Source organism: Stenotrophomonas sp. Bg11-02 (genome assembly GCF_002836635.1).
In the GTDB taxonomy this organism is placed as follows: Bacteria; Pseudomonadota; Gammaproteobacteria; order Xanthomonadales; family Xanthomonadaceae; genus Stenotrophomonas; species Stenotrophomonas lacuserhaii.
Map to the genome: position 1 here is coordinate 102,962 of NZ_PJAY01000070.1, position 18,451 is coordinate 121,412.

An 18,451-nucleotide genomic window follows, 5' to 3' on the forward strand; every position below is an offset into this window, starting at 1 on the left:
GGGATCAGTCGATATCCAGGAAGCTGCGCAGCTGCTCGGAACGGCTCGGGTGACGCAGCTTGCGCAGCGCCTTCGCTTCGATCTGGCGGATGCGCTCGCGGGTGACGTCGAACTGCTTGCCGACTTCTTCCAGCGTGTGATCGGTGTTCATGTCGATGCCGAAGCGCATGCGCAGCACCTTGGCTTCCCTCGGGGTGAGGCCGGCCAGCACGTCGCGCACGGTTTCAGACAAGTTGATGTTGGTGGTGTTCTCGATCGGGGACTCCACGTTGGTGTCCTCGATGAAGTCGCCCAGATGGGAATCCTCGTCGTCGCCGATCGGGGTTTCCATCGAGATCGGCTCCTTGGCGATCTTCATCACCTTGCGGATCTTGTCTTCCGGCATGTCCATTTCCTTGGCCAGCTCCTCCGGCGTGGCCTCGCGGCCGTACTGCTGGAGCATCTGGCGGGAAATGCGGTTCAACTTGTTGATCGTTTCGATCATGTGCACCGGAATACGGATGGTGCGCGCCTGGTCGGCGATCGAACGGGTGATGGCCTGGCGGATCCACCAGGTCGCATACGTGGAGAACTTGTAGCCGCGACGGTACTCGAACTTGTCCACGGCCTTCATCAGGCCGATGTTGCCTTCCTGGATCAGGTCGAGGAACTGCAGGCCGCGGTTGGTGTACTTCTTGGCGATGGAGATGACCAGGCGCAGATTCGCCTCGACCATTTCCTTCTTGGCCTTGCGCGCACGGGCTTCGCCGTAAGCCATCGCACGGCTGATTTCCTTCAGGTCATCCAGGCTCAGCAGGGTGCCCTTCTCGATATCGATCGTGGCCTGCTGTTCGGAGATGATCTGGTCCTTGACGTCACGCAGGGCCGAGGACCACTTCTGCTTGCGCTTCAGTGCGTCTTCCACCCACTCAAGGTTGGTCTGGTTGCCTTCCCACGAACGGATGAAGTCCTTGCGCGGCATGCGCGCGGTGACCGTGGCCAGGTTCAGCACGCGACGCTCATGCGACTTGATGCCAGCCATGGTGTCGCGCAGCTGCTTGGTCAGCACGTCGGTCAGCGGCAGCGGCAGCTTCAGCGTGACGAACACCGCCGACATCTCCTCGCGGAGCTTCAGCAGGTTCTTGCCATCGCCCTTGGCGGCCGCCTTCTTGAAGGCATTGAAGGCATCGGCCAGCGCCTGCATGCGCGCGGCGACTTCTTCCGGATCCGGGCCGGTCGGGCCGGCTTCTTCCTCGGCATCGTCGCCGTCTTCTTCCTCGTCGTCGTCCTCGTCGGCATCAGCGTCGTCGCTGGTGTCCTCGACAACGGCCGGGGCCGGCACTTCTTCGGACAGGTCGTTGAAGCCGACGATCACTTCGGCCAGGCGCTTCTTGCCTTCCTTGTGCGCTTCGTAATCGGACAGCAGCGATTCGACCGACACCGGGAACAGGCCGAGTGCGGCCTGGACCTGGCCCAGGCCTTCTTCGATGCGCTTGGCGATGGCGATTTCGCCCTCGCGGGTCAGCAGCTCGACCGTACCCATTTCGCGCATGTACATGCGCACCGGGTCGGTGGTGCGGCCACCTTCGGTGTCGAGTGCGGTCAGTGCGGCAGCGGCTTCTTCAGCGGCGGTGTCATCCACCTCGCGATTGCCGGTGTTGCCGTCATTGAGCAGCAGGGTTTCCGCATCAGGGGCCACTTCATGGACATCAATGCCCATGCCGTTGATCATGCCGATGATGTCTTCGATCTGCTCCGGATCGACCATGTCGTCGGGCAGGTGATCGTTGACTTCGGCATAGGTCAGGTAGCCCTGTTCCAGGCCCTTGCTGATCAGTTGCTTGATTTCGGATTGGGCAGGACGTTCGTTGGCCATGGATGCTCGCGCCACCGGCTGGAGTAGGAAAAGGGAACGTAGCATTATACCAGCCCCTCGCCCGGCCTGCCCGGGCGGTGGTCCCGGGGGGTCAGGGCCTGAGCAGGAAGGTCACGGGACCGTCGTTGACCAGGCTGACGACCATATGGGCGCCAAAGCGTCCCGTTTCCACCCCGAAGGCATGCTTTTCACGACATATCTCCGCAAAACGGTTGAACCCGCGTTCAGCCTCGGCCGGCGGCGCCGCCGTGGTGAAGCTGGGACGCATGCCGGAGGCGGTGTCTGCGACCAGCGTGAACTGGCTGACCAACAGCAACCCGCCGCCGGTGTCGCGAAGAGACCGGTTCATTTTTCCCGCCTCGTCTGCAAACACACGGTAGCCGAGCAACCGATCGGCCATCCGCTGCAGCTGGGCCTCCGAATCGCCAGGCTCCATGCCCACCAGGGCCAGCAGGCCGGGGCCGATCTGCCCCACGGGGTGATCATCGACGTGGACGGCGGCCTGGCTGACGCGCTGGATCAGGACGAGCATGGGGACCTCGAAGCGGGGGCAGCCCGCCACCTTAGCAGCGGCCACGCTAAACTTGGCCGGATGAATCCGGAACGCAAAGCCCGGCTGGCCTACCGGGCCGCCACCCTGTTCACCCGCCTGCCGTGGCCGGTCCTGCGCGGCTTCGCCCACGCCCTGGCCTGGGCATGGATCCGCGGCAACGCGCGGGAAAGCCGGGTGACCCGACGCAACCTCGAACTGGCCTACCCGGAACTGGACGGCGCACAGCGCGCGCGGATGCACCGCGACGTGTTGCGCTCCACTGCCCTGCAGGCGGTGGAGACGCTCTGGCTGTGGACCCGCCCAGCGGCGAGCAACCTGCGCGATAACCTGAAGGAACGCCACGGCGAGGCGCTGTACGACGCCGCGCTGGCTTCCGGCAAGGGCGTGATCGTGGCCGCTCCGCACTTCGGCAACTGGGAGCTGTTGAACCAGTGGCTGGCCTCGCGTGGGCAGATCGCCATCGTCTACAAGGCGCCGGAAGATCCGGCCGGCGATGCCTTCCTGCAGATCGTGCGCGGCGGCCACAATGTGCAGCAGGTGCGTGCCGAAGGCCCTGCGGTGCGCCAGTTGTTCAAGGTGCTCAAGGACGGCGGCGCTACCGGAATCCTGCCCGACCAGCAGCCCAAGGCCGGCGACGGCGTGTTCGTGCCGTTCTTCGGCATGCCCGCCCTGACCATGACCCTGGTCAACCGGCTGGCCGAGCGCACGGGCGCTACCGTGCTGTATGGCTGGTGCGAACGCACCGGCCCGGACATGCAGTTCGCCCTGCACCTGGAAGCCGCCGATGCGGCAGTTGCCGACCCGGACCTGCACGTGGCCGCCGCCGCACTGAACGCCGGCATCGAGCGCATCGCACGGCGTGACCCGGCGCAGTACCAGTGGACCTACAAGCGCTATACCCTGCGCCCAGACGATCAGGAGCCCAACCCGTACGCCACCGCCAGGCATCCACACTGACGGTTGATTCCGTCGTCGTGGCCCCCATTTATCGCTTGCTTACTCCCTGCCCCGGTCCTGCCATGCCTGCTGCTGCCCCCTCCCTGTTTGGTGACCCGGCGGCGATCCGTTGCGAACGCGCGGTCGCCGAACTGCGATCCGGACGCCCGGTGGTGATCACCGGCGATGCGCAGCAGCGGATGGCGGTGATCGCGCTGGACAGCGCCACCCGGCGCAGCTTCGATGCCTTCGCCGGGCTGGCCGCCGGCCGCCATTACCTGTTCCTGACCGAGACCCGTGCCCGCGTGCTGGGCATGGAAGCGCCGCAAGGCGTGCGCCTGCCACTGCAGGGGATCGACTTCGATGCCCTGCCCTCGCTGGGCTACCTGCGCGAGCCCGGCCCGATGCCGACAGAGGCAAGCGCTGGCGATGCGCTGGATGCCGGTGCGGTGGAGCTGGCACGGCTGGGGCTGCTGCTGCCGGCAATGGTCGGCCTGCCGCTGGATCCGGCGGATTCGCGCTTTGAAGCGGCCGCCCAGGTCGCCCTGTGCGACCTTGCCGAAGGCGCCGCCCATGCGGCCCATGATTACGAACTGGTGGCACGCTCACCGGTACCGCTGCGCGACATCGGCATGACCACCTTCGCGGTGTTCCGCGGCGGCGTGGCGCAGCGCGACCAGGTCGCGATCATCGTCGGCCAGCCCGACCTTGCCGCCGTGGTGCCGGTGCGCGTGCATTCGTCCTGCCTGACCGGCGATCTGTTCGGCTCGTTGAAGTGCGATTGCGGCGACCAGCTGCGGCGCGGCCTGCACAAGCTGAAGGACCTCGGCGGCGGTGTGCTGCTGTACCTGGACCAGGAAGGCCGTGGCACCGGCATCGCCGCCAAGATGCGCGCCTACGGTTACCAGCACGACGGACTGGACACCATCGACGCCGATGCGCAGCTGGGCTTCGGCGCCGACGAGCGCCGCTACGGCAGCGCGGTGGCGATGCTGCGGGGCTTGGGCATCGCGCGGATCGCACTGCTCAGCAACAACCCGACCAAGGCGCAGCGCCTGCGCAATGCGGGCATGGACGTGGTCGAGTGCATTCCGGTAACCGGTGACATCACCACCGAGAACGAGCACTACCTGCGAACCAAGGCCGAGCGCGCCGGCCACCTGCTGGACGTGGACGCACTGATCCAGGCCGCCCAGTAGCATGGCGCAGGCCCGGCCCTGCTAACGTTGTCGCCATTGCCTGCACCCGGAGCCTGCGTGACCTCACCTTCAACCTCCACTGACATGCCCGACGGCTGGCAGCTGCTGCCGCTGCGCGCGGCACGCCTGGCCGCGCTCGGCGGCCTGCCGGCCGGCGCGGTATTCCCCGGCCTGCCCGCCGCTGCGGCCTGGTGGCTGCTGGACCTGCCGGGCGGTATCGCAGCGGCCGTCGCGTGGCTGCTGGCCGGGGCGCTGCTGGGGGCACGGATCGGCTGGCGCAGGATGCGCCGCACCTGGTGGAGGCTGGATGACACCGGGCTGGGCCTGCGCCGGGACCTGTGGTGGCAGCGCGATACCCGCGTGCCGACCTCGCGCGTGCAGCACCTGGACGTCCGTCGCGGCCCGCTGCAGCGCCGCGCGCGGCTGGCCACGCTGGTGGTCCACACCGCCGGCAGCCGCTTCAGTGCGGTGGTGCTGGACGGCCTGGACGAGGCCGATGCCGAGCACCTGCGCGACACACTCGCGCGCCAGCTGGACCAGGACGCCGACGCCCTGTGAGCACCGCGCCTCCGCCCCTGCCGAGCGCCGACCAGGAGCGCCGGTTGCATCCGTGGTCCTGGCTGTTCGTGCTGATCCTGCAGCTGCGCCAGTACCTGCTGCCGCTGGTCGCGCTGCTGGTGTTCGGCCAGCGCGGCGACCGCGACCCGCTATGGGCCCAGTTGGGCCCGCTGATCGTCATCGTGGTGCTGGTGCTGGCTTCGGTGCTGCAGTACCTGAGCTACCGTTACCGCATCGGCGAGGAAGGCATCAGCATCCGCAGCGGCGTGTTTTCCCGCAACCGGCGAGAGATCCCGTTCGCGCGCATCCACAACGTGGTGGTGCACCAGAACCTGCTGCACCGGCTGTTCGGGGTGGCCGAACTGCGGCTGGAATCGGCCGGTGGCAACCGCCCTGAAGCCGAGATGCGCGTGCTGCGGCTGGATGAGGCGTTGGCGCTGGAGCAGCGCGTACGCCACCGCGGCCCGGCGCCGCAGCTGGACGCTGGCCGTGCTGAAGACGGCACGCGGCCGCCGCTGCCGGAGGCCGACGAGCGCCACCTCCTGCTGCGCATGACCCACGGCGAAGTCGTGAAACTGGGCCTGCTGTCCAACCGCGGCTGGGTGATGGTGGCCGCAGCGCTGGCGGCATTGGTGCAGGTGGTGCCCCGGCGCAGCATGGATGCCTTCGTCGAGCAGGGAGGTCGCCAGGCCTTCGGCTACGCCAGCGGCCTGCAGCCCGGGATCAGTGGCCTGCTGCTGGTCGCAGCGGGGCTGATGATCGCCGGGTGGCTGATCCTGCGCGCACTGTCGGTGCTGCTGGCCCTGTTGCGCTATTACGGCTTCGAGCTCAGCGAACAGCAGCGGCGGCTGACGGTCAGCAGCGGATTGCTGAGCAAGGTGCGCAGCAGCGTGGCACTGCGCCGCATCCAGGCCTGGACACTCAGTGAAACGCTGCTGCAGCGGTGGGCCGGCCGGCGCCAGCTGCGCATCGACAGTGCCGCCAGCCAGGGCACCGAAGACCACCAGCAGCGCGGACTGCGCGAGCTGGCTCCACTGGCCACCCCACAGGCCTGCGATGCGCTGGTGAGCCACCTGCTGCCACAGGTGCAATGGCCGCCTGCGCAGTGGCAGCCGGTGCCGCTGCGCGGAAGCTGGCGCCTGTGCCTTACCAGCCTGTGGCTGACCCCGGTGCTGGCGACAGGATTGACCTGGCGCTGGGGCTACCTGGGCCTGCTGGTGCTGGCCTGGATACCGGTGGCGCTGTGGACGGCACGCCTGCAGATGGCGCGCATCGGCTGGCACATGGACGGCCAGCATGTGGCGCTGCGGGGTGGCTGGTGGCGCCGCTGGTGGCGCTGGGCAGAACTGGACAAGCTGCAGGCGCTGCGCCTTTCACGCTCGCCGCTGGACCGTCTGCTGGGCACCAGCAGCGTCTGGCTGGATACCGCCGGTGCACGCGGAGACGTCGCGCTGTGCCTGCGTTATCTGCCACAGGCGCAGGCCGCGGAGGTGCTGGAAACACTCGGTGCGGCGCTCGCCCGGCGCAAGCTGCGCTGGTGATCCAGCGCTGCACGCGGGGTCAGCGGGTGCGCGCCGGGCCCCAGTAGCCGATGCGCCGGCGCAGTTTGATCTTGCGCCAGAAGTTCAGCGGCTTGGGCTTGCGGTTGCGCCCCCCTTTGGCGACGAAGTCATCGATCGCCTGCAGGATCCGCTCGCTGGAACGCCCGTCGCGATAGGGATGCAACGTATCGGCGAACTCGCGGATGGCTGCCATCAGCTCCGGCGGCCGGGCGAGTGCACGCCGGATCGCGCCTTCGAATTCGGCCGGGTCATCGATGTCGATGAGCTGTGGGCCGGGGCGACGGTTCTTGAAGGTAACCACCGGCTTGTAGGTCAGCAGGAACTCGTTCAATGCCGAAGACGTGTCCGAACACATCAGGTCGACCTGCGGGAACAGCTCCAGGATGTTGTCGTTGTCTGCAAACCGCAGGTACTCGTTTTCCAGCGCGCGGTAGCGCGCCACGATCTCCGGATCCATCTTCGGATGGAAGGTGACGATCCAGCGCCATTCGCCGGTGCGCGACAGCCGCGCGATCTCGTCATGCAACACGCCGGCCGCGCTCCAGGACGGTGAGAACGTCGAGTGGTACAGCACCACCGGCGGTTCACGCACGGGTTCGGGCTGTGCCGGCAGCTGGCTCATGAACGGGTCGATCTTCGGGAATCCGGTCTCCACCACCGCGAAATGCCCCTGCGCCTCGGCCAACGCCGAGAACGCGGCCGTGTCACGCGGGCCGGTGGTGCAGTACAGATCGAAGAAACCGCGCACGTAGATGTGCCGCGGCTTGCCCGCATCGAAGCCATGGAAGGTTTCCACCTTCACGCCGGGAAAGAAGTGCGGCACCGCATTGGACGAGGTGATCACCGCATAGGGGTCCCAGGCGCGCACCTGTTCCACCGTCAGCAGGGTTTCATCCGCGGCGAGGTCTTCCGCGCCGGGGCCGTCGAAGAACCAGGCCGTCTCGTCGCCGCGCGCCCGGATCGCCGCCTGCACGGGCCGCAGGATGGCCAGCGCGTAACGTTCCGATCCGTACAACAGGTAGTGGCGTGGCACGTCGGTCTGCTCCTCTTCGATGGCCGGCGGCTAGTATCGCATCGCCAATCAGCGGTGTCGCTGCTAGGCTCTGCCACGAACACGCCCAAGGCCCGGTTGCATGACCTCTACCCGACCCGAACCGCGCGCGCCCTTGTCGGCCTGCATCATCACCTTCAACGAGGCCGACCGGCTGGCCGACTGCCTGGCCTCGCTGTCCTTCTGCGAGGACATCGTAGTGGTGGATTCTTTTTCCACCGACGCCACCGTGGAGGTCGCTCGTGCCGCCGGTGCCCGCGTGCTGCAGCGCCCCTTCGATGGCTTCCGCAGCCAGAAGGACTTCTGCGTACAGCAGGCCGCGCATGACTGGGTGCTGTGCCTGGACGCCGACGAGCGCGTGTCCGCACCGCTGCGCCAGAGCATCGAAGCGGCGCGCGCGGACGGCTTTGGCAGCGTCGCCGGCTATCGCTTCGCGCGCTGCTCGGAATACTACGGACGCTTCCTCAAGCATGGCACCGCCTACCCCGACCGGGTGCTGCGGCTGTTCGACCGTCGTCGTGGCGGCTGGCGCGGCGACCGCGAAATCCACGAAGCGGTATCACTGGACGGACCGGCCGGCCTGCTGCCAGGCGACCTGCTGCACCACCCGTTCCGCAACTTCATGCAGCTGCTGGACAAGAAGCAGAAGTACGCGCGGATGATGGCCGAACACGAGTTCGCGCGTGGCCGCAGGGCCACCCTGGCCAAGCTGGTGCTGGCCCCGGCATGGCGGTTCTTCCGCGGCTACGTGCTGCGCGGGGGCATGCTGGATGGATGGCCGGGGCTGATTGAATCCTTCGTCAGCGCCAACTACGTGCGGCAGAAGACGATCATGCTGTGGCTGCTGCAGAACGGGCAGCCGGTCGGTGGAAAGTAACCCCGCTCAGGCCGCGTCGGGCGCCGCAGCGGTGGCCAGCCGACGCTGGTGGCGCAGGGCTTCCAGGCGCGACAGCCCGGCCAGTGCGCCGACGATGGAAGCGTAGAAGCTGGCGGTGATCTGGTGGGCGAACATCGACTGGGTCAGCCCGCACAGAATGTAGCTGACCACGATCATCACCCCGGCGGCCGCCGGCCCGCGGAAGGTGGAACGGCCACTGCGCCGGTGCAGCCACAGGAACAGCCACAGCGGCACGCCGTACACGGCCAGCAGCAGCAGGGCGCCCGGCGCGCCCTGGGTGGCGCCCCATTCGGCGAGGTCGTTGTGCGCATGCCCCAGGTGGCAACGCGGTTCCATCGGGTTGTCGCGGCACTCCGGCAAGCGCTGCATGGCGGTGTCGAAATGGCCAACGCCCACACCGGTCAACGGATGGTCGACGAAGGTGTCCCAGGCAACCTGGAGGCGCTCCACGCGCGCACCTGCCGATGAATCGGTATCGCCGTGTTCGAGCCGCCGCACGTCGTTGTGCAGCTCGGTCAGCCGCACCTGCTGGCGCAGCTCCGGTACGGCGACAAGCGCCACGCCGGCCACGCCAAGCATCGCCGCCAGGATCAGCAGCCGCAGGCGCAGGGTGCGCCAGCGCAGGCTCAGCGCCATCACCAGGAACACTGCCAGCAGCGCCAGCAACGCACCGCGGCTGCCGGTCAGCACCAGCGCCGCGCACCCCAGGGCCAGCGCCGGCAGGCCCCAGGCCCAACCGCGTACACCGTGGGGCCGGCAGAACAATGCGAGCACCAGCAGCATCACCACGATGTCCGCCAGCACGATGGCATTGGTGAACAGCTCCGCACGCGGCGCGCCTCCCAGCACCTGTCGCAATGACAGCACGAAGACCAGCACCAGTCCCACCAGGGCGCCACGCCACAGCCAGCGCAGCCGAAGATCCAGCGCACACACCCACAGCGCGATCCACGGCATGACGAAGAATCGCGAGCGGTTGTCCACGTCGCGGAAGCCATGCTCGAACAGCAGCATCGACACCACCCCGCCCACGAGGACCGCCAGCATCAGCAGCGCCAGCACCTTCACCGTCGGCCCCGCGTCGCGGCGGGCATCCCACAGCAGCCCGGGCACCAGCAGGGTGCTGGCCAGCAGCAGCAGCCCGAACGGCAGCAGGTTGACCGGCGTGGAAACCACCAGCGCCGGCATCAGCAGCAGCCCAAGCTGACCCATGCCGCGGGCAATGCGCGCACGCATGCCTTGCGGCGCCCCGGATCGGTGCAGGTCGTTGGCGTAGCCGTAGGGAGGCAGACTCACTGGAGGGTCATCAGGTCAGGTCGGCAAGGGACAGCGATTCTGGCCAGCCGACACAGAACGCGCGCTGTCCGCTGGAACGCTGCAGGCAGCTGGCTGCACGTGGTCATTCTTCGAACTGCCGCGCCTGCAGCGCGCGCTCGCGCTCGCGCGCATCGGCAGGCAGCTCGCAGGCCCCGTGGACAGCGGTGGCCGGCACCAGCCACCAACGACGGCGGTTGGAGATTCCGGCCAACTCGGCGCGGCTGCGGTCCACGCAGGGCAACAGGGCGTCCTGCTGCACCAGCAGCCAGCGCGTGGCCGGCGCCTGTGCCTGCCAGGCAACGCCATCGCGGAGCTGTGCATCCCAGTCCTTCTGGAAGCCGAAGGTCGCCGCCGGGCGGTCGGCCATCAGCAGGTTCTGCTCTTTCCACGCCACCAGCCCCAGTTCGGCATCGGGCCCGATGCGCTGGCCAACGGCGTGCATCAGTCCACTGGCCGAACTGGCGCTGTTCAACAACGGATAGCCGACGAGGCTGTACAGCAACCAGACCCCGGTCAGCGTGGATACCACGCCCAGATGCGCACGTCGATGCCCCCAGGCCAGCAGGCTGACCACGCCCCAGCAGCCCATCGCCACGGCGGCCCAGGCCAGTGAGGCGATCGCTGCCTGGTCAATGCCGCGCGAGCCCATCAACCTCGCCTCCAGGCCCCCTTGGCCGGTCAACAGCGCGCCGCCCGCGCCGAGCGTGAACAGTGCCAGCCCTGCAGTGAAGGCCGCCAGCAGCCACTGGAACGCGCGCTTGCGCAGCAGGCCGGGCAGCAGCGGCGCCAGCGCCAGGCAGAACATCGGCAGCGAAGGCAGGATATAGACATCGCGCTTGCCATCGGGGATGGAGAAGAACAGCACGATCAACGCCCACCAGCCCAGCAGGACCAGATAGCGCGGGTCACGCCGACGCAGCCTTCGCCACCACGCCGGGATCGCCCAGGGAACGGCCAGGAACGCCGGGATCCACATCGACGGCATGGTCGCCAGGAAGTACCACCACGGCTGGTGGTGGTCCCAGGACTGCGCATAGCGGCCAGCGGTCTGGCGGAACAGGATGTCGTCCATGTAGGCGCGGTACTCGACCGACCCCGTGGACAGCGCGACGACCACCATCGGCACCAGCCACAGCGCGATCGCCAGCAGGAACAGCAGCGGCGCCACCCAGAACCGCCAGTGGCGGACACTCAGCCCCACCCCACGCCACCCCCATACCGATGCCAGCGCGGCCGGGATGATCATCAGCAGCGCGACCACGCCCACGCCCTTGGTGATCACCCCCAGCCCGGCGGCGAACCAGCCGAACCACCACCAGCCCCACGCAGGCCCCAGCAGCAGATGCCGGATCAAGCCATAGTTGGCCAGGGTGATGAAGAACACGATCAGCGGATCGATCTGCGCCTTTTTCGACTGGAAGGTGAAATGCAGTGCGAACAGCAGCAGCCAGGCCGCGTACAGCCCTACCCGTCGCGTCCACAGCCGCCGTCCCAGGTCATGCACGCACCATAGTGTGCCCAGCGCAGCCAGCATCGAGGGCAGCAGGAAGGCGATGCGCCAGTTGCCGATGACCGAATACAGCGTGGCCTGCAGCCACATCAGCATCGGCGGCTTGTCCGAATACAGCTCCAGCCCGCGATGTGGGAACAGCCAGTCGCCGCTGGTCACCATCTGCTTGGCGACCAGCGCGAAACGCGGCTCGTCCGACGGCCAGGGATCGCGCAGGCCCAGGCCTGCGCCCAGCACCAGCAGGGCCATCAGCACCAGCAGCGAGGTCTCACGGGAAGCGCGTGTGGTCAGCATGGGCACCGCAGGCTCGGAAAAGGTATCAGGCGCTTTTTAGCAGACGCGCATAGAAAAAGCCGTCGCCGCCATCATCACCGGGCAGTCGCTGGCGTGCCACTCCCGCACAATCAATGCCGAATCCGTCATCCAGCGTGTCGGCAGAGGCATCCGGATGCCACTTCAGGAACGCCTGCACCTGGTCTATGTTCTCCGCGCGCAGTATCGAGCAGGTGGCGTACAGCAGCACGCCACCCGGACGCAGCATCGACCAGCACGCTTCAAGCAACCGTGCCTGCACGCCCACCAGCGCGTCGACGTCCTCGGCGCGACGATGGAACATCACGTCGGGCTGGCGACGGATGATGCCGGTCGCCGAACACGGAGCATCGAGCAGGATCGCGTCGAACGGCACCCCGTCCCACCACGCACCGGGATCACTCGCATCAGCTGCCTTGACCTGCGCATCGGCACCCACGCCAGTGCGGGAGAAGGTGTCCTTGACCCGCGCCAGCCGGCGCGCATCGATGTCCAGCGCCAGCAGGCGCAGCGACGGATCACGTTCCAGCAGGTGCGCGGACTTGCCGCCCGGGGCGGCGCAGGCATCGAGCACGCGCGCACCCGGCGGCGGCGCCAGCGCATCGGCGGCGCACTGCGCGGACAGGTCCTGCACCGACAGCGCGCCCTCGTTGAAGCCGGGCAGCTGGTTGACCGCCGCCGAGGACGCCAGCCGGATCGCATCGGCGCTCACCGGACCGGCCTCGGCGCTGATGCCGGCGGCCTCCAGCGCGGCCAGCGACGCTGCACGATCACCCTGCTGGCGGTTGACGCGCAGCCACAACGGCGCCGGCTGCAGGCTGGCAGCGAAGATCGCCTCGGCCTGGACCGGCCAGTCGCGCTCGATGCTTTCGGCCAGCCAGGCCGGGAACGCATCACGCGGCGGCTGTACCGGGAAGCCTTCGCGCTGCGCCCGGCGCAGGATCGCGTTGACCAGGCCCGCCTGGCGCTCACGCCCCAGCGCGCGCGCGGCGTCGACCGTGGCCGACAGCGCGGCATGGGCCGGCAGTTCCAGCACGTCCAGCTGCGCAAAGCCGACCATCAGCAACGTGCGCAGGTCGGCATCGCGCGCCGACAACGGCTTCTGCATCCAGCTGGCCAGCGCCGCGTCGTACGTACTACGCCGGCGCAGCACCGCAAAGCACAGCGCTTCCAGCAGCGCACGGTCGCGGGTGTCGGCCAGCTTGGGCAGCGCCCAGGCCAGCTCGGCCTTCAGCGAACGCCCACGGGTGAACACCTGCGCCAGCACGCGCGCGGCCAGCATGCGGGTGGCGGCTCCCGGCGCGGCGTGGGAAATCTTGAGGTCATCCTGCTTGCTCACCGGCTCAGGCTCCCACGCGCAGGTCGCGGCGCGCGTTGAGGTAGTCGGCGGCAGTGATCGCCTTGCCACCCTCGCGCTGCAGCACGCGCAGGCGCAACGCGCCCTGCCCGCAGGCGATGTCGATGCCTTCGCGGGCAGCGCCGATCACCGTGCCCGGCGCATGGCCGCCGTTGTCCTCCAGCGCCACCGCGCCATGGATGCGCACCCGTTCGCCGGCCAGTTGTGCTTCGGCGATCGGCCACGGATTGAACGCCAGCACGGTTCGCGCCAGCGACGCGGCATCCATGCTCCAGTCCAGCCTTGCTTCGGCCTTGTCCAACTTGTGCGCATAGGTCACCCCTTCAACCGGCTGCGGCTGCACGACCGGCTTCAGGCCGGCGCGCAGCAGGCCCAGGCCATCGGCCAGCACCTGCGCACCCAGTTCGGCCAGCTTGTCGTGCAGCTGTCCGCCGGTGTCCGTCGGCAGGATCGGCAGCGCCTGCTGCAGCAGCACCGGGCCGGTATCCAGGCCGGCTTCCATCTGCATCAGGCATACGCCGGTCTGCGCATCCCCGGCCTGGATGGCACGCTGGATCGGAGCGGCACCGCGCCAGCGCGGCAACAGCGAGGCGTGCACGTTCCAGCAGCCGTGGGTGGGGATGGCCAGCACCGCGCGCGGCAGGATCAGGCCGTAGGCCACCACCACCATCAGGTCCGGCTGCAGCGCGCGCAGCTGCTGCTGGGCAGCCTCATCCTTCAGGTTCTCCGGCTGCAGGACCGGGATGCCTCGGGCCACCGCTTCCAGCTTCACCGGCGACGGCGCAAGGCCGCGTCCGCGCCCGGCCGGACGGTCCGGCTGGGTATAGACGGCCACCACTTCGTGATGGCGCGCAGCCGCGCGCAGCGACGACACCGCGAACTCCGGCGTACCGGCAAAGACAATCCTCATGGTCACCCCATTGCGCAGGCCAGCGACCTGCAGGTCAGAAAACGGCACCGCGCTCCGGTGCCGCAGGGTCCGCGCAGGCGCGGACGGTCGGCACGGCAGCGGCCGTGCCCGGTGATGGATCAGGCGACGTGCTTGCGCGCCTTGGCCAGCTTCTTGCGCACCATCTCGCGCTTCAGCGGCGACAGGTAATCGATGAACAGCTTGCCGTCCAGGTGGTCCATTTCATGCTGCACGCAGACCGCCAGCAGGCCGTCGGTGGCCAGCTCCTGCGGCTGGCCCTGGCGGTCCAGGTAGCGCACGGTGATCTGGTCGGCGCGGGTGACGTCGGCAAAGATGCCCGGCACCGAAAGGCAACCTTCCTGGTACACCTGGCCACCGTCCTGCTGGACGATCTCCGGGTTGATGAAGACCATCGGCTGGTTCTTCTCTTCGCTCACGTCGATGACCATGAAGCGCTTGTGCACGTCCACCTGGCTGGCCGCCAGGCCGATGCCGGGTGCGTCGTACATGGTCTCGAACATGTCCGTCAGCAGGGTCTGGAAGGCCGGCGTGGTGACCTCGGCGGCGTCGACCGACGCGGCCTTGGTGCGCAGGCGCGGATCGGGAAACTCGAGAATTGGGAGCAGTGCCATGGCAGTAATCATCTGGGTGGGGGCCGGTCAACGCCGGCCTGCGTTGTAATTCTATCGCCAACGCTTGCCCTGCGCCCCGGTTTCTGGACTATAGTGCGCCAACCTGTTGGGGAACCGGGCTGACCACTCCTATGTTGCTACGAATCCGCACGGTCGTCGCCGCGGCGATGTTGACCGTTGCCGCCTATGCTACCGCCGTCGAAATGAACGGGCACCCGACCACCTATGTCGTCCAGAAGGGCGACACACTGTGGGATATCTCTGCGCGATTCCTGAAAAAGCCTTGGCTTTGGCCGGAAATCTGGCAGGCAAATCCCCAGGTGGCGAACCCGCACCTGATCTACCCGGGCGATGTGCTGAGCCTGGCCTACCTGGACCGCGTCGTGGCGCGCCAGGAGCCCGGACCGCGCCAGGAAGCGCCGATCACCGGCATTCCGCTGTCCGAAGTCGAGCCTTTCCTGAAAGAACTGAGCGTGGTCGATCGCATCGATCACCTGCCCTATGTGGCCGGGCTGGAAGACAACCGCCTGCGCGCCACCTCGGGCCAGCTGGCTTACGTGCACGGGCTGGACGGCGCCGCCGTGGGCCAGCGCTACGCCGTGGTCCGGCCGACGGTGCGCTATGCACTGCCCAAGCCCACCGAGGACCTGGACGCCAGCGGCCGCACCACGCCGGGCAGCGGCAACCTGTGGAAGGACTTCACCGTCCCGAACAAGCGTCCGCACCAGCAGCTGGGCTATGAACTGGCCAAGGTCAACGTCGGCACCATCACGCGCGTGCCCTCGGGCAACGTGGATGTCGCCACGCTGGCGCTGCAGGGCACCGGCGATGGCCGCGAGGTGCGCGCCGGTGACCGCCTGGTCCCGGTGGAAGCCACGCCGTACGACCTGCAGTTCTTCCCGCATGTCCCGGCGCCGGGTACCGACGGGCTGGATGTCCGGGTACTGGCGGTAGCGGACATGCTGCTGTCCGGCGGCGCACGTGATGTCATTGCTCTTTCCGCAGGCAGCGCGCAGGGCGTGGACAACGGCACGGTGTTCTCGCTGTGGCGGCAGGGCAGCCACGTCAAGCACGTGATGAAGGCCCCGAATTCGTCGCAGATGGACGATTCGCGCGTCGATGGCAACAACCGCCTGACCATGCCGGATGAATATGCCGCCCATGCCATGGTGTTCCGTACGTTCGACAACGTCAGCTATGCGCTGGTGATGGAAGGCATCAAGCCGGTGCTGGTGGGCTACAACGCCCGCCACCCCGACGCGACGGAGTAAGTGGACTGACGGCCGGCGGCCGTCTCCCACTGACAGCACACCGCAACGGCGCCCTAGGGCGCCGTTGCCGTATGCGCGGCAGGCTGGGCCATGGATGAGGAAACCCGAGCCCTGTTGAACCTGGTCCTTGCCGGCGGCGGACTGCCGGCGCGGCGCGCGCTGGCCTGCGCTCGCCCCAGCGTGGCCGCCGCGCTGGACGCCGGGCCGGTCGCCTGGCGGCAGGCCGGCTGCTCGCCCGGCCAGCTGCGCCGCCTGGCCGCGCCGGATCCGGCTGCACTGCAGGCCGCCCTGCGCTGGCTGAAGCAAGACGGCCACCACCTGCTGCCGCTTGGCGATCCACGTTTCCCGGCCCTGCTGCGCACGATCCCGGAGCCTCCCCTGGCGCTGTTCGTGCACGGAGACCCCGCCCCGCTGTGGCATCCGTCCATTGCCGTGGTGGGCAGCCGTTCGCCCACACCGAGCGGGCGCGCACTGGCCGCCGAGTTCAGCACCGCATTCTGCAATGCCGGCCTGGCCGTCATCAGCGGACTGGCCGCCGGCGTCGACGCGTCGGCCCATCGTGCCGCGCTGGCCGCAGGCGGCATCACCCTTGCGGTGATCGGCAGCGGGCCGGACGCGGTGTTTCCATCGCACCACGTCGCATTGCAGCGCGAGATCGCCGACCACGGCGTGGTCGTCAGCGAATATCCTCCCGGCACGCCGGCCCGGGCAGCACATTTTCCCGCCCGCAACCGGCTGGTGGCTGGGCTGGCGCTGGCGACGGTGGTGATCGAAGCCGCCAACCGCTCCGGCGCACTGATCACCGCACGATTGGCCGCCGAAGCCGGACGCGAGGTCTGCGCCCTGCCCGGCTCGGTCCGCAATCCACGGGCCGCCGGTTGCCACCGCCTGATCCGCGACGGTGCCGCATTGGTGGAAACCCCCGGCGAGGTGATGGCCCTGATTGCCGCGCAGCTGGCCACCGCCCTGCCCGACTTGCAAAGTCGCCTCCAGGCCCCCACTGAACAGGGACGGCGAGCCCATCTTCCTGCACACCTGGCATCCGAACCGGACTACCAGACCTTGTGGAAAGCGCTCGACCACGACCCAATCCCTATGGATTCATTGATCATGCACTGTGGATTGACGGCCGCCCGGCTGTCCTCCATGCTGCTGGCCATGGAACTGGCGGGTATCGTGGTGTGCGAACACGGCCGCTACTGTCGAAACCCTGGTTTCCCAACCTCCACAGCGTCCAGATGACGCAGGCCGAGGGGCAATGAAAGAGAGCATTCTCGATGTGCTGCTGTACCTGTTTGAACACTATTTCAGCGAAGACGCTGATCTCATCCGCGACCGCGACTCCCTCCAGAACGGCCTGATCCAGGCGGGCTTCAGCCCGGCCGAGACCGCCAAAGCGTTCGATTGGCTGGACGCACTGGCCGCCCAGCGCCCTTCCGTGTCGCAGGCCCGGGTCGACGGCCCGGTACGCGTCTACCACGGTCCGGAGCTGGACAAGCTGGACGTGGAATGCCGCGGTTTCATCCTGTACCTGGAGCAGCACGGCATCCTGGATGCCGACCAGCGCGAGCTGGTGCTGGACCGTGCCATGGCGCTGGACCAGGACGAACTGGATCTGGACGACCTCAAGTGGGTGGTCCTGATGGTGCTGTTCAACCAGCCCGGCTCGGAAGCCGCGTATGCCTGGATGGAAACGCAGATGTTCATGGACGAGCCAGAACCCCTTCACTGACCGTACACTGCATGCCTTGCGCATACAGGGGGCGTTCACGTGAGCGAGTGGTTCCATGCCGAGGGCAGCCGCCAGGTTGGCCCGGTTTCGGCTGAAGACATGGGGGAGCTGTTCCGGGGCAACCGGATCGGACTGGATACACTGGTGTGGCGCGAGGGCCTGCCGGCATGGCAGCCGCTGCGCACCGTGGTGGACGAGCTGGGGCTGACCGCGGTCCCAGCTGCCACTGCTGCGGCCAACGTCCCACCGTTGCCACCGGGCAGTCCTCCTGCCCCTCCTTCGCCCGCTGCGCCCTATGCCGGTGCGCGCGTGCTGCCGATGCAGGCCCAGAAGAAGCCACTGTCCGGCTGTGCGATGACCGCCGTCATCGGCGGTGCGGCGTTGCTGGTGCTGGTGCCGGTGTGCGCCATCCTGGCGGCCATCGCACTGCCGGCCTACAAGGACTACACGATCCGCGCCAAGGTGGCGCAGTCGGTGGCGGCGCTGCAGCCACTGCAGGTGCAGGTGGCGGAATTCGTCAATCGTGAAGGCCGTTGCCCGACCAGCGCCGACCCCGATTTCCCGGCCCACGACCATTACACTGGGCAGGGCCTGTCGAGCGTGCAGTTCGGTCAGTTCGAGAACGATCACTGCGGCATCGAAGCGACGTTGGCGGTAGGCGAGTCAAAGGTCGACGGCGACCTGCTCTGGCAGGAGTACGATCCCCAGGCGTCGCGCTGGGAATGCAGTAGTGACGGCGCCGACAAATACCTGCCCGTGAACTGCCGCGACTGAGCCGGCAGGCGGGCACGGACCGAT

At 68.1% G+C, this 18,451-nt stretch carries 17 protein-coding genes; 9 read left to right on the forward strand and 8 right to left on the reverse strand.

Annotation, left to right across the window (positions count from 1 at the left end; translation table 11 throughout):
• Positions 1–4 precede the first annotated feature (4 nt).
• Together rpoD and dtd are read right to left on the reverse strand one after the other, a co-directional pair.
• Positions 5–1,855, reverse strand: a complete 1,851-nt coding sequence (gene rpoD / locus CXG43_RS17650) for an RNA polymerase sigma factor RpoD (protein ID WP_101101316.1) — start codon at positions 1,853–1,855, stop codon at positions 5–7.
• A 91-nt stretch (positions 1,856–1,946) separates the two neighbouring features.
• Positions 1,947–2,387 (reverse strand): D-aminoacyl-tRNA deacylase, encoded by a 441-nt coding sequence (dtd, locus tag CXG43_RS17655; protein ID WP_101101318.1) that lies wholly within the window; start codon positions 2,385–2,387, stop codon positions 1,947–1,949.
• 60 nt (positions 2,388–2,447) lie between these two features.
• On the opposite strand from dtd, the gene CXG43_RS17660 reads away from it, so the two are divergent.
• From CXG43_RS17660 to CXG43_RS17675, 4 genes are all read left to right on the forward strand, one after another.
• On the forward strand, positions 2,448–3,365 hold the full coding sequence (locus tag CXG43_RS17660; protein WP_101101320.1) for a lauroyl acyltransferase: 918 nt from the start codon (positions 2,448–2,450) through the stop codon (positions 3,363–3,365).
• A 62-nt stretch (positions 3,366–3,427) separates the two neighbouring features.
• Entirely contained in the window at positions 3,428–4,543 is a 1,116-nt protein-coding gene (gene ribA / locus CXG43_RS17665) for a GTP cyclohydrolase II RibA (protein WP_101101322.1), read from the forward strand.
• 84 nt (positions 4,544–4,627) lie between these two features.
• Positions 4,628–5,101, forward strand: a complete 474-nt coding sequence (locus CXG43_RS17670) for a PH domain-containing protein (protein ID WP_101101324.1) — start codon at positions 4,628–4,630, stop codon at positions 5,099–5,101.
• On the forward strand, positions 5,098–6,642 hold the full coding sequence (locus CXG43_RS17675) for a PH domain-containing protein (protein WP_101101326.1): 1,545 nt from the start codon (positions 5,098–5,100) through the stop codon (positions 6,640–6,642). The genes CXG43_RS17670 and CXG43_RS17675 overlap by 4 nt, the downstream gene beginning before the upstream one ends.
• 19 nt (positions 6,643–6,661) lie before the next feature.
• Here CXG43_RS17675 and CXG43_RS17680 read toward each other — a convergent pair whose 3' ends face one another.
• Complete coding sequence (locus tag CXG43_RS17680) at positions 6,662–7,696, reverse strand: CDP-glycerol glycerophosphotransferase family protein (RefSeq protein WP_101101328.1); 1,035 nt, start codon at positions 7,694–7,696, stop codon at positions 6,662–6,664.
• 100 nt (positions 7,697–7,796) lie between these two features.
• Here CXG43_RS17680 and CXG43_RS17685 point away from each other — a divergent pair, with 100 nt between their 5' ends.
• Positions 7,797–8,591: a glycosyltransferase family 2 protein gene (locus tag CXG43_RS17685; protein WP_101101330.1), complete on the forward strand. Its 795-nt coding sequence runs from the start codon at positions 7,797–7,799 to the stop codon at positions 8,589–8,591.
• A 6-nt stretch (positions 8,592–8,597) separates the two neighbouring features.
• Here CXG43_RS17685 and CXG43_RS17690 read toward each other — a convergent pair whose 3' ends face one another.
• From CXG43_RS17690 to def, 5 genes are all read right to left on the reverse strand, one after another.
• Positions 8,598–9,908 (reverse strand): O-antigen ligase, encoded by a 1,311-nt coding sequence (locus CXG43_RS17690; protein ID WP_317450769.1) that lies wholly within the window; start codon positions 9,906–9,908, stop codon positions 8,598–8,600.
• A gap of 103 nt (positions 9,909–10,011) precedes the next feature.
• On the reverse strand, positions 10,012–11,733 hold the full coding sequence (locus CXG43_RS17695) for a glycosyltransferase family 39 protein (protein ID WP_101101332.1): 1,722 nt from the start codon (positions 11,731–11,733) through the stop codon (positions 10,012–10,014).
• Positions 11,734–11,758: 25 nt separating this feature from the next.
• Positions 11,759–13,090 carry a 16S rRNA (cytosine(967)-C(5))-methyltransferase RsmB gene (rsmB, locus tag CXG43_RS17700; RefSeq protein ID WP_101101334.1) on the reverse strand — a complete coding sequence of 444 codons (1,332 nt, stop codon included), beginning with the start codon at positions 13,088–13,090 and terminating at the stop codon, positions 11,759–11,761.
• A 4-nt stretch (positions 13,091–13,094) separates the two neighbouring features.
• A complete protein-coding gene (gene fmt, locus CXG43_RS17705) occupies positions 13,095–14,018 on the reverse strand; it encodes a methionyl-tRNA formyltransferase (protein WP_101101487.1) in 924 nt (307 codons plus the stop codon).
• A 119-nt stretch (positions 14,019–14,137) separates the two neighbouring features.
• Positions 14,138–14,650 (reverse strand): peptide deformylase, encoded by a 513-nt coding sequence (def, locus tag CXG43_RS17710; RefSeq protein ID WP_101101336.1) that lies wholly within the window; start codon positions 14,648–14,650, stop codon positions 14,138–14,140.
• Between the two features lie 131 nt (positions 14,651–14,781).
• Between def and CXG43_RS17715 the strand changes: the two genes are divergently transcribed.
• The 4 genes from CXG43_RS17715 (at position 14,782) to CXG43_RS17730 (ending at position 18,427) form a co-directional block, all read left to right on the forward strand.
• Positions 14,782–15,921, forward strand: a complete 1,140-nt coding sequence (locus tag CXG43_RS17715) for a LysM peptidoglycan-binding domain-containing protein (RefSeq protein ID WP_042614478.1) — start codon at positions 14,782–14,784, stop codon at positions 15,919–15,921.
• 90 nt (positions 15,922–16,011) lie between these two features.
• Complete coding sequence (dprA, locus tag CXG43_RS17720) at positions 16,012–17,163, forward strand: DNA-processing protein DprA (protein ID WP_101101339.1); 1,152 nt, start codon at positions 16,012–16,014, stop codon at positions 17,161–17,163.
• Positions 17,164–17,179: 16 nt separating this feature from the next.
• Positions 17,180–17,653, forward strand: coding sequence for a DUF494 family protein (locus CXG43_RS17725; RefSeq protein ID WP_042614480.1), 474 nt, complete (start codon positions 17,180–17,182; stop codon positions 17,651–17,653).
• Between the two features lie 39 nt (positions 17,654–17,692).
• Entirely contained in the window at positions 17,693–18,427 is a 735-nt protein-coding gene (locus tag CXG43_RS17730) for a pilin (protein ID WP_101101341.1), read from the forward strand.
• The last annotated feature ends 24 nt before the right edge of the window (positions 18,428–18,451 follow it).

Bases quoted from the DNA above. Each gene is read 5' to 3' on its own strand.
- rpoD (WP_101101316.1), bottom strand. From the start codon at position 1,855: ATGGCCAACGAACGTCCTGCCCAATCCGAAATCAAGCAACTGATCAGC.
- dtd (WP_101101318.1), bottom strand. From the start codon at position 2,387: ATGCTCGTCCTGATCCAGCGCGTCAGCCAGGCCGCCGTCCACGTCGAT.
- CXG43_RS17660 (WP_101101320.1), top strand. From the start codon at position 2,448: ATGAATCCGGAACGCAAAGCCCGGCTGGCCTACCGGGCCGCCACCCTG.
- ribA (WP_101101322.1), top strand. From the start codon at position 3,428: ATGCCTGCTGCTGCCCCCTCCCTGTTTGGTGACCCGGCGGCGATCCGT.
- CXG43_RS17670 (WP_101101324.1), top strand. From the start codon at position 4,628: ATGCCCGACGGCTGGCAGCTGCTGCCGCTGCGCGCGGCACGCCTGGCC.
- CXG43_RS17685 (WP_101101330.1), top strand. From the start codon at position 7,797: ATGACCTCTACCCGACCCGAACCGCGCGCGCCCTTGTCGGCCTGCATC.
- CXG43_RS17695 (WP_101101332.1), bottom strand. From the start codon at position 11,733: ATGCTGACCACACGCGCTTCCCGTGAGACCTCGCTGCTGGTGCTGATG.
- fmt (WP_101101487.1), bottom strand. From the start codon at position 14,018: ATGAGGATTGTCTTTGCCGGTACGCCGGAGTTCGCGGTGTCGTCGCTG.
- def (WP_101101336.1), bottom strand. From the start codon at position 14,650: ATGGCACTGCTCCCAATTCTCGAGTTTCCCGATCCGCGCCTGCGCACC.
- CXG43_RS17715 (WP_042614478.1), top strand. From the start codon at position 14,782: ATGTTGCTACGAATCCGCACGGTCGTCGCCGCGGCGATGTTGACCGTT.
- dprA (WP_101101339.1), top strand. From the start codon at position 16,012: ATGGATGAGGAAACCCGAGCCCTGTTGAACCTGGTCCTTGCCGGCGGC.
- CXG43_RS17725 (WP_042614480.1), top strand. From the start codon at position 17,180: ATGAAAGAGAGCATTCTCGATGTGCTGCTGTACCTGTTTGAACACTAT.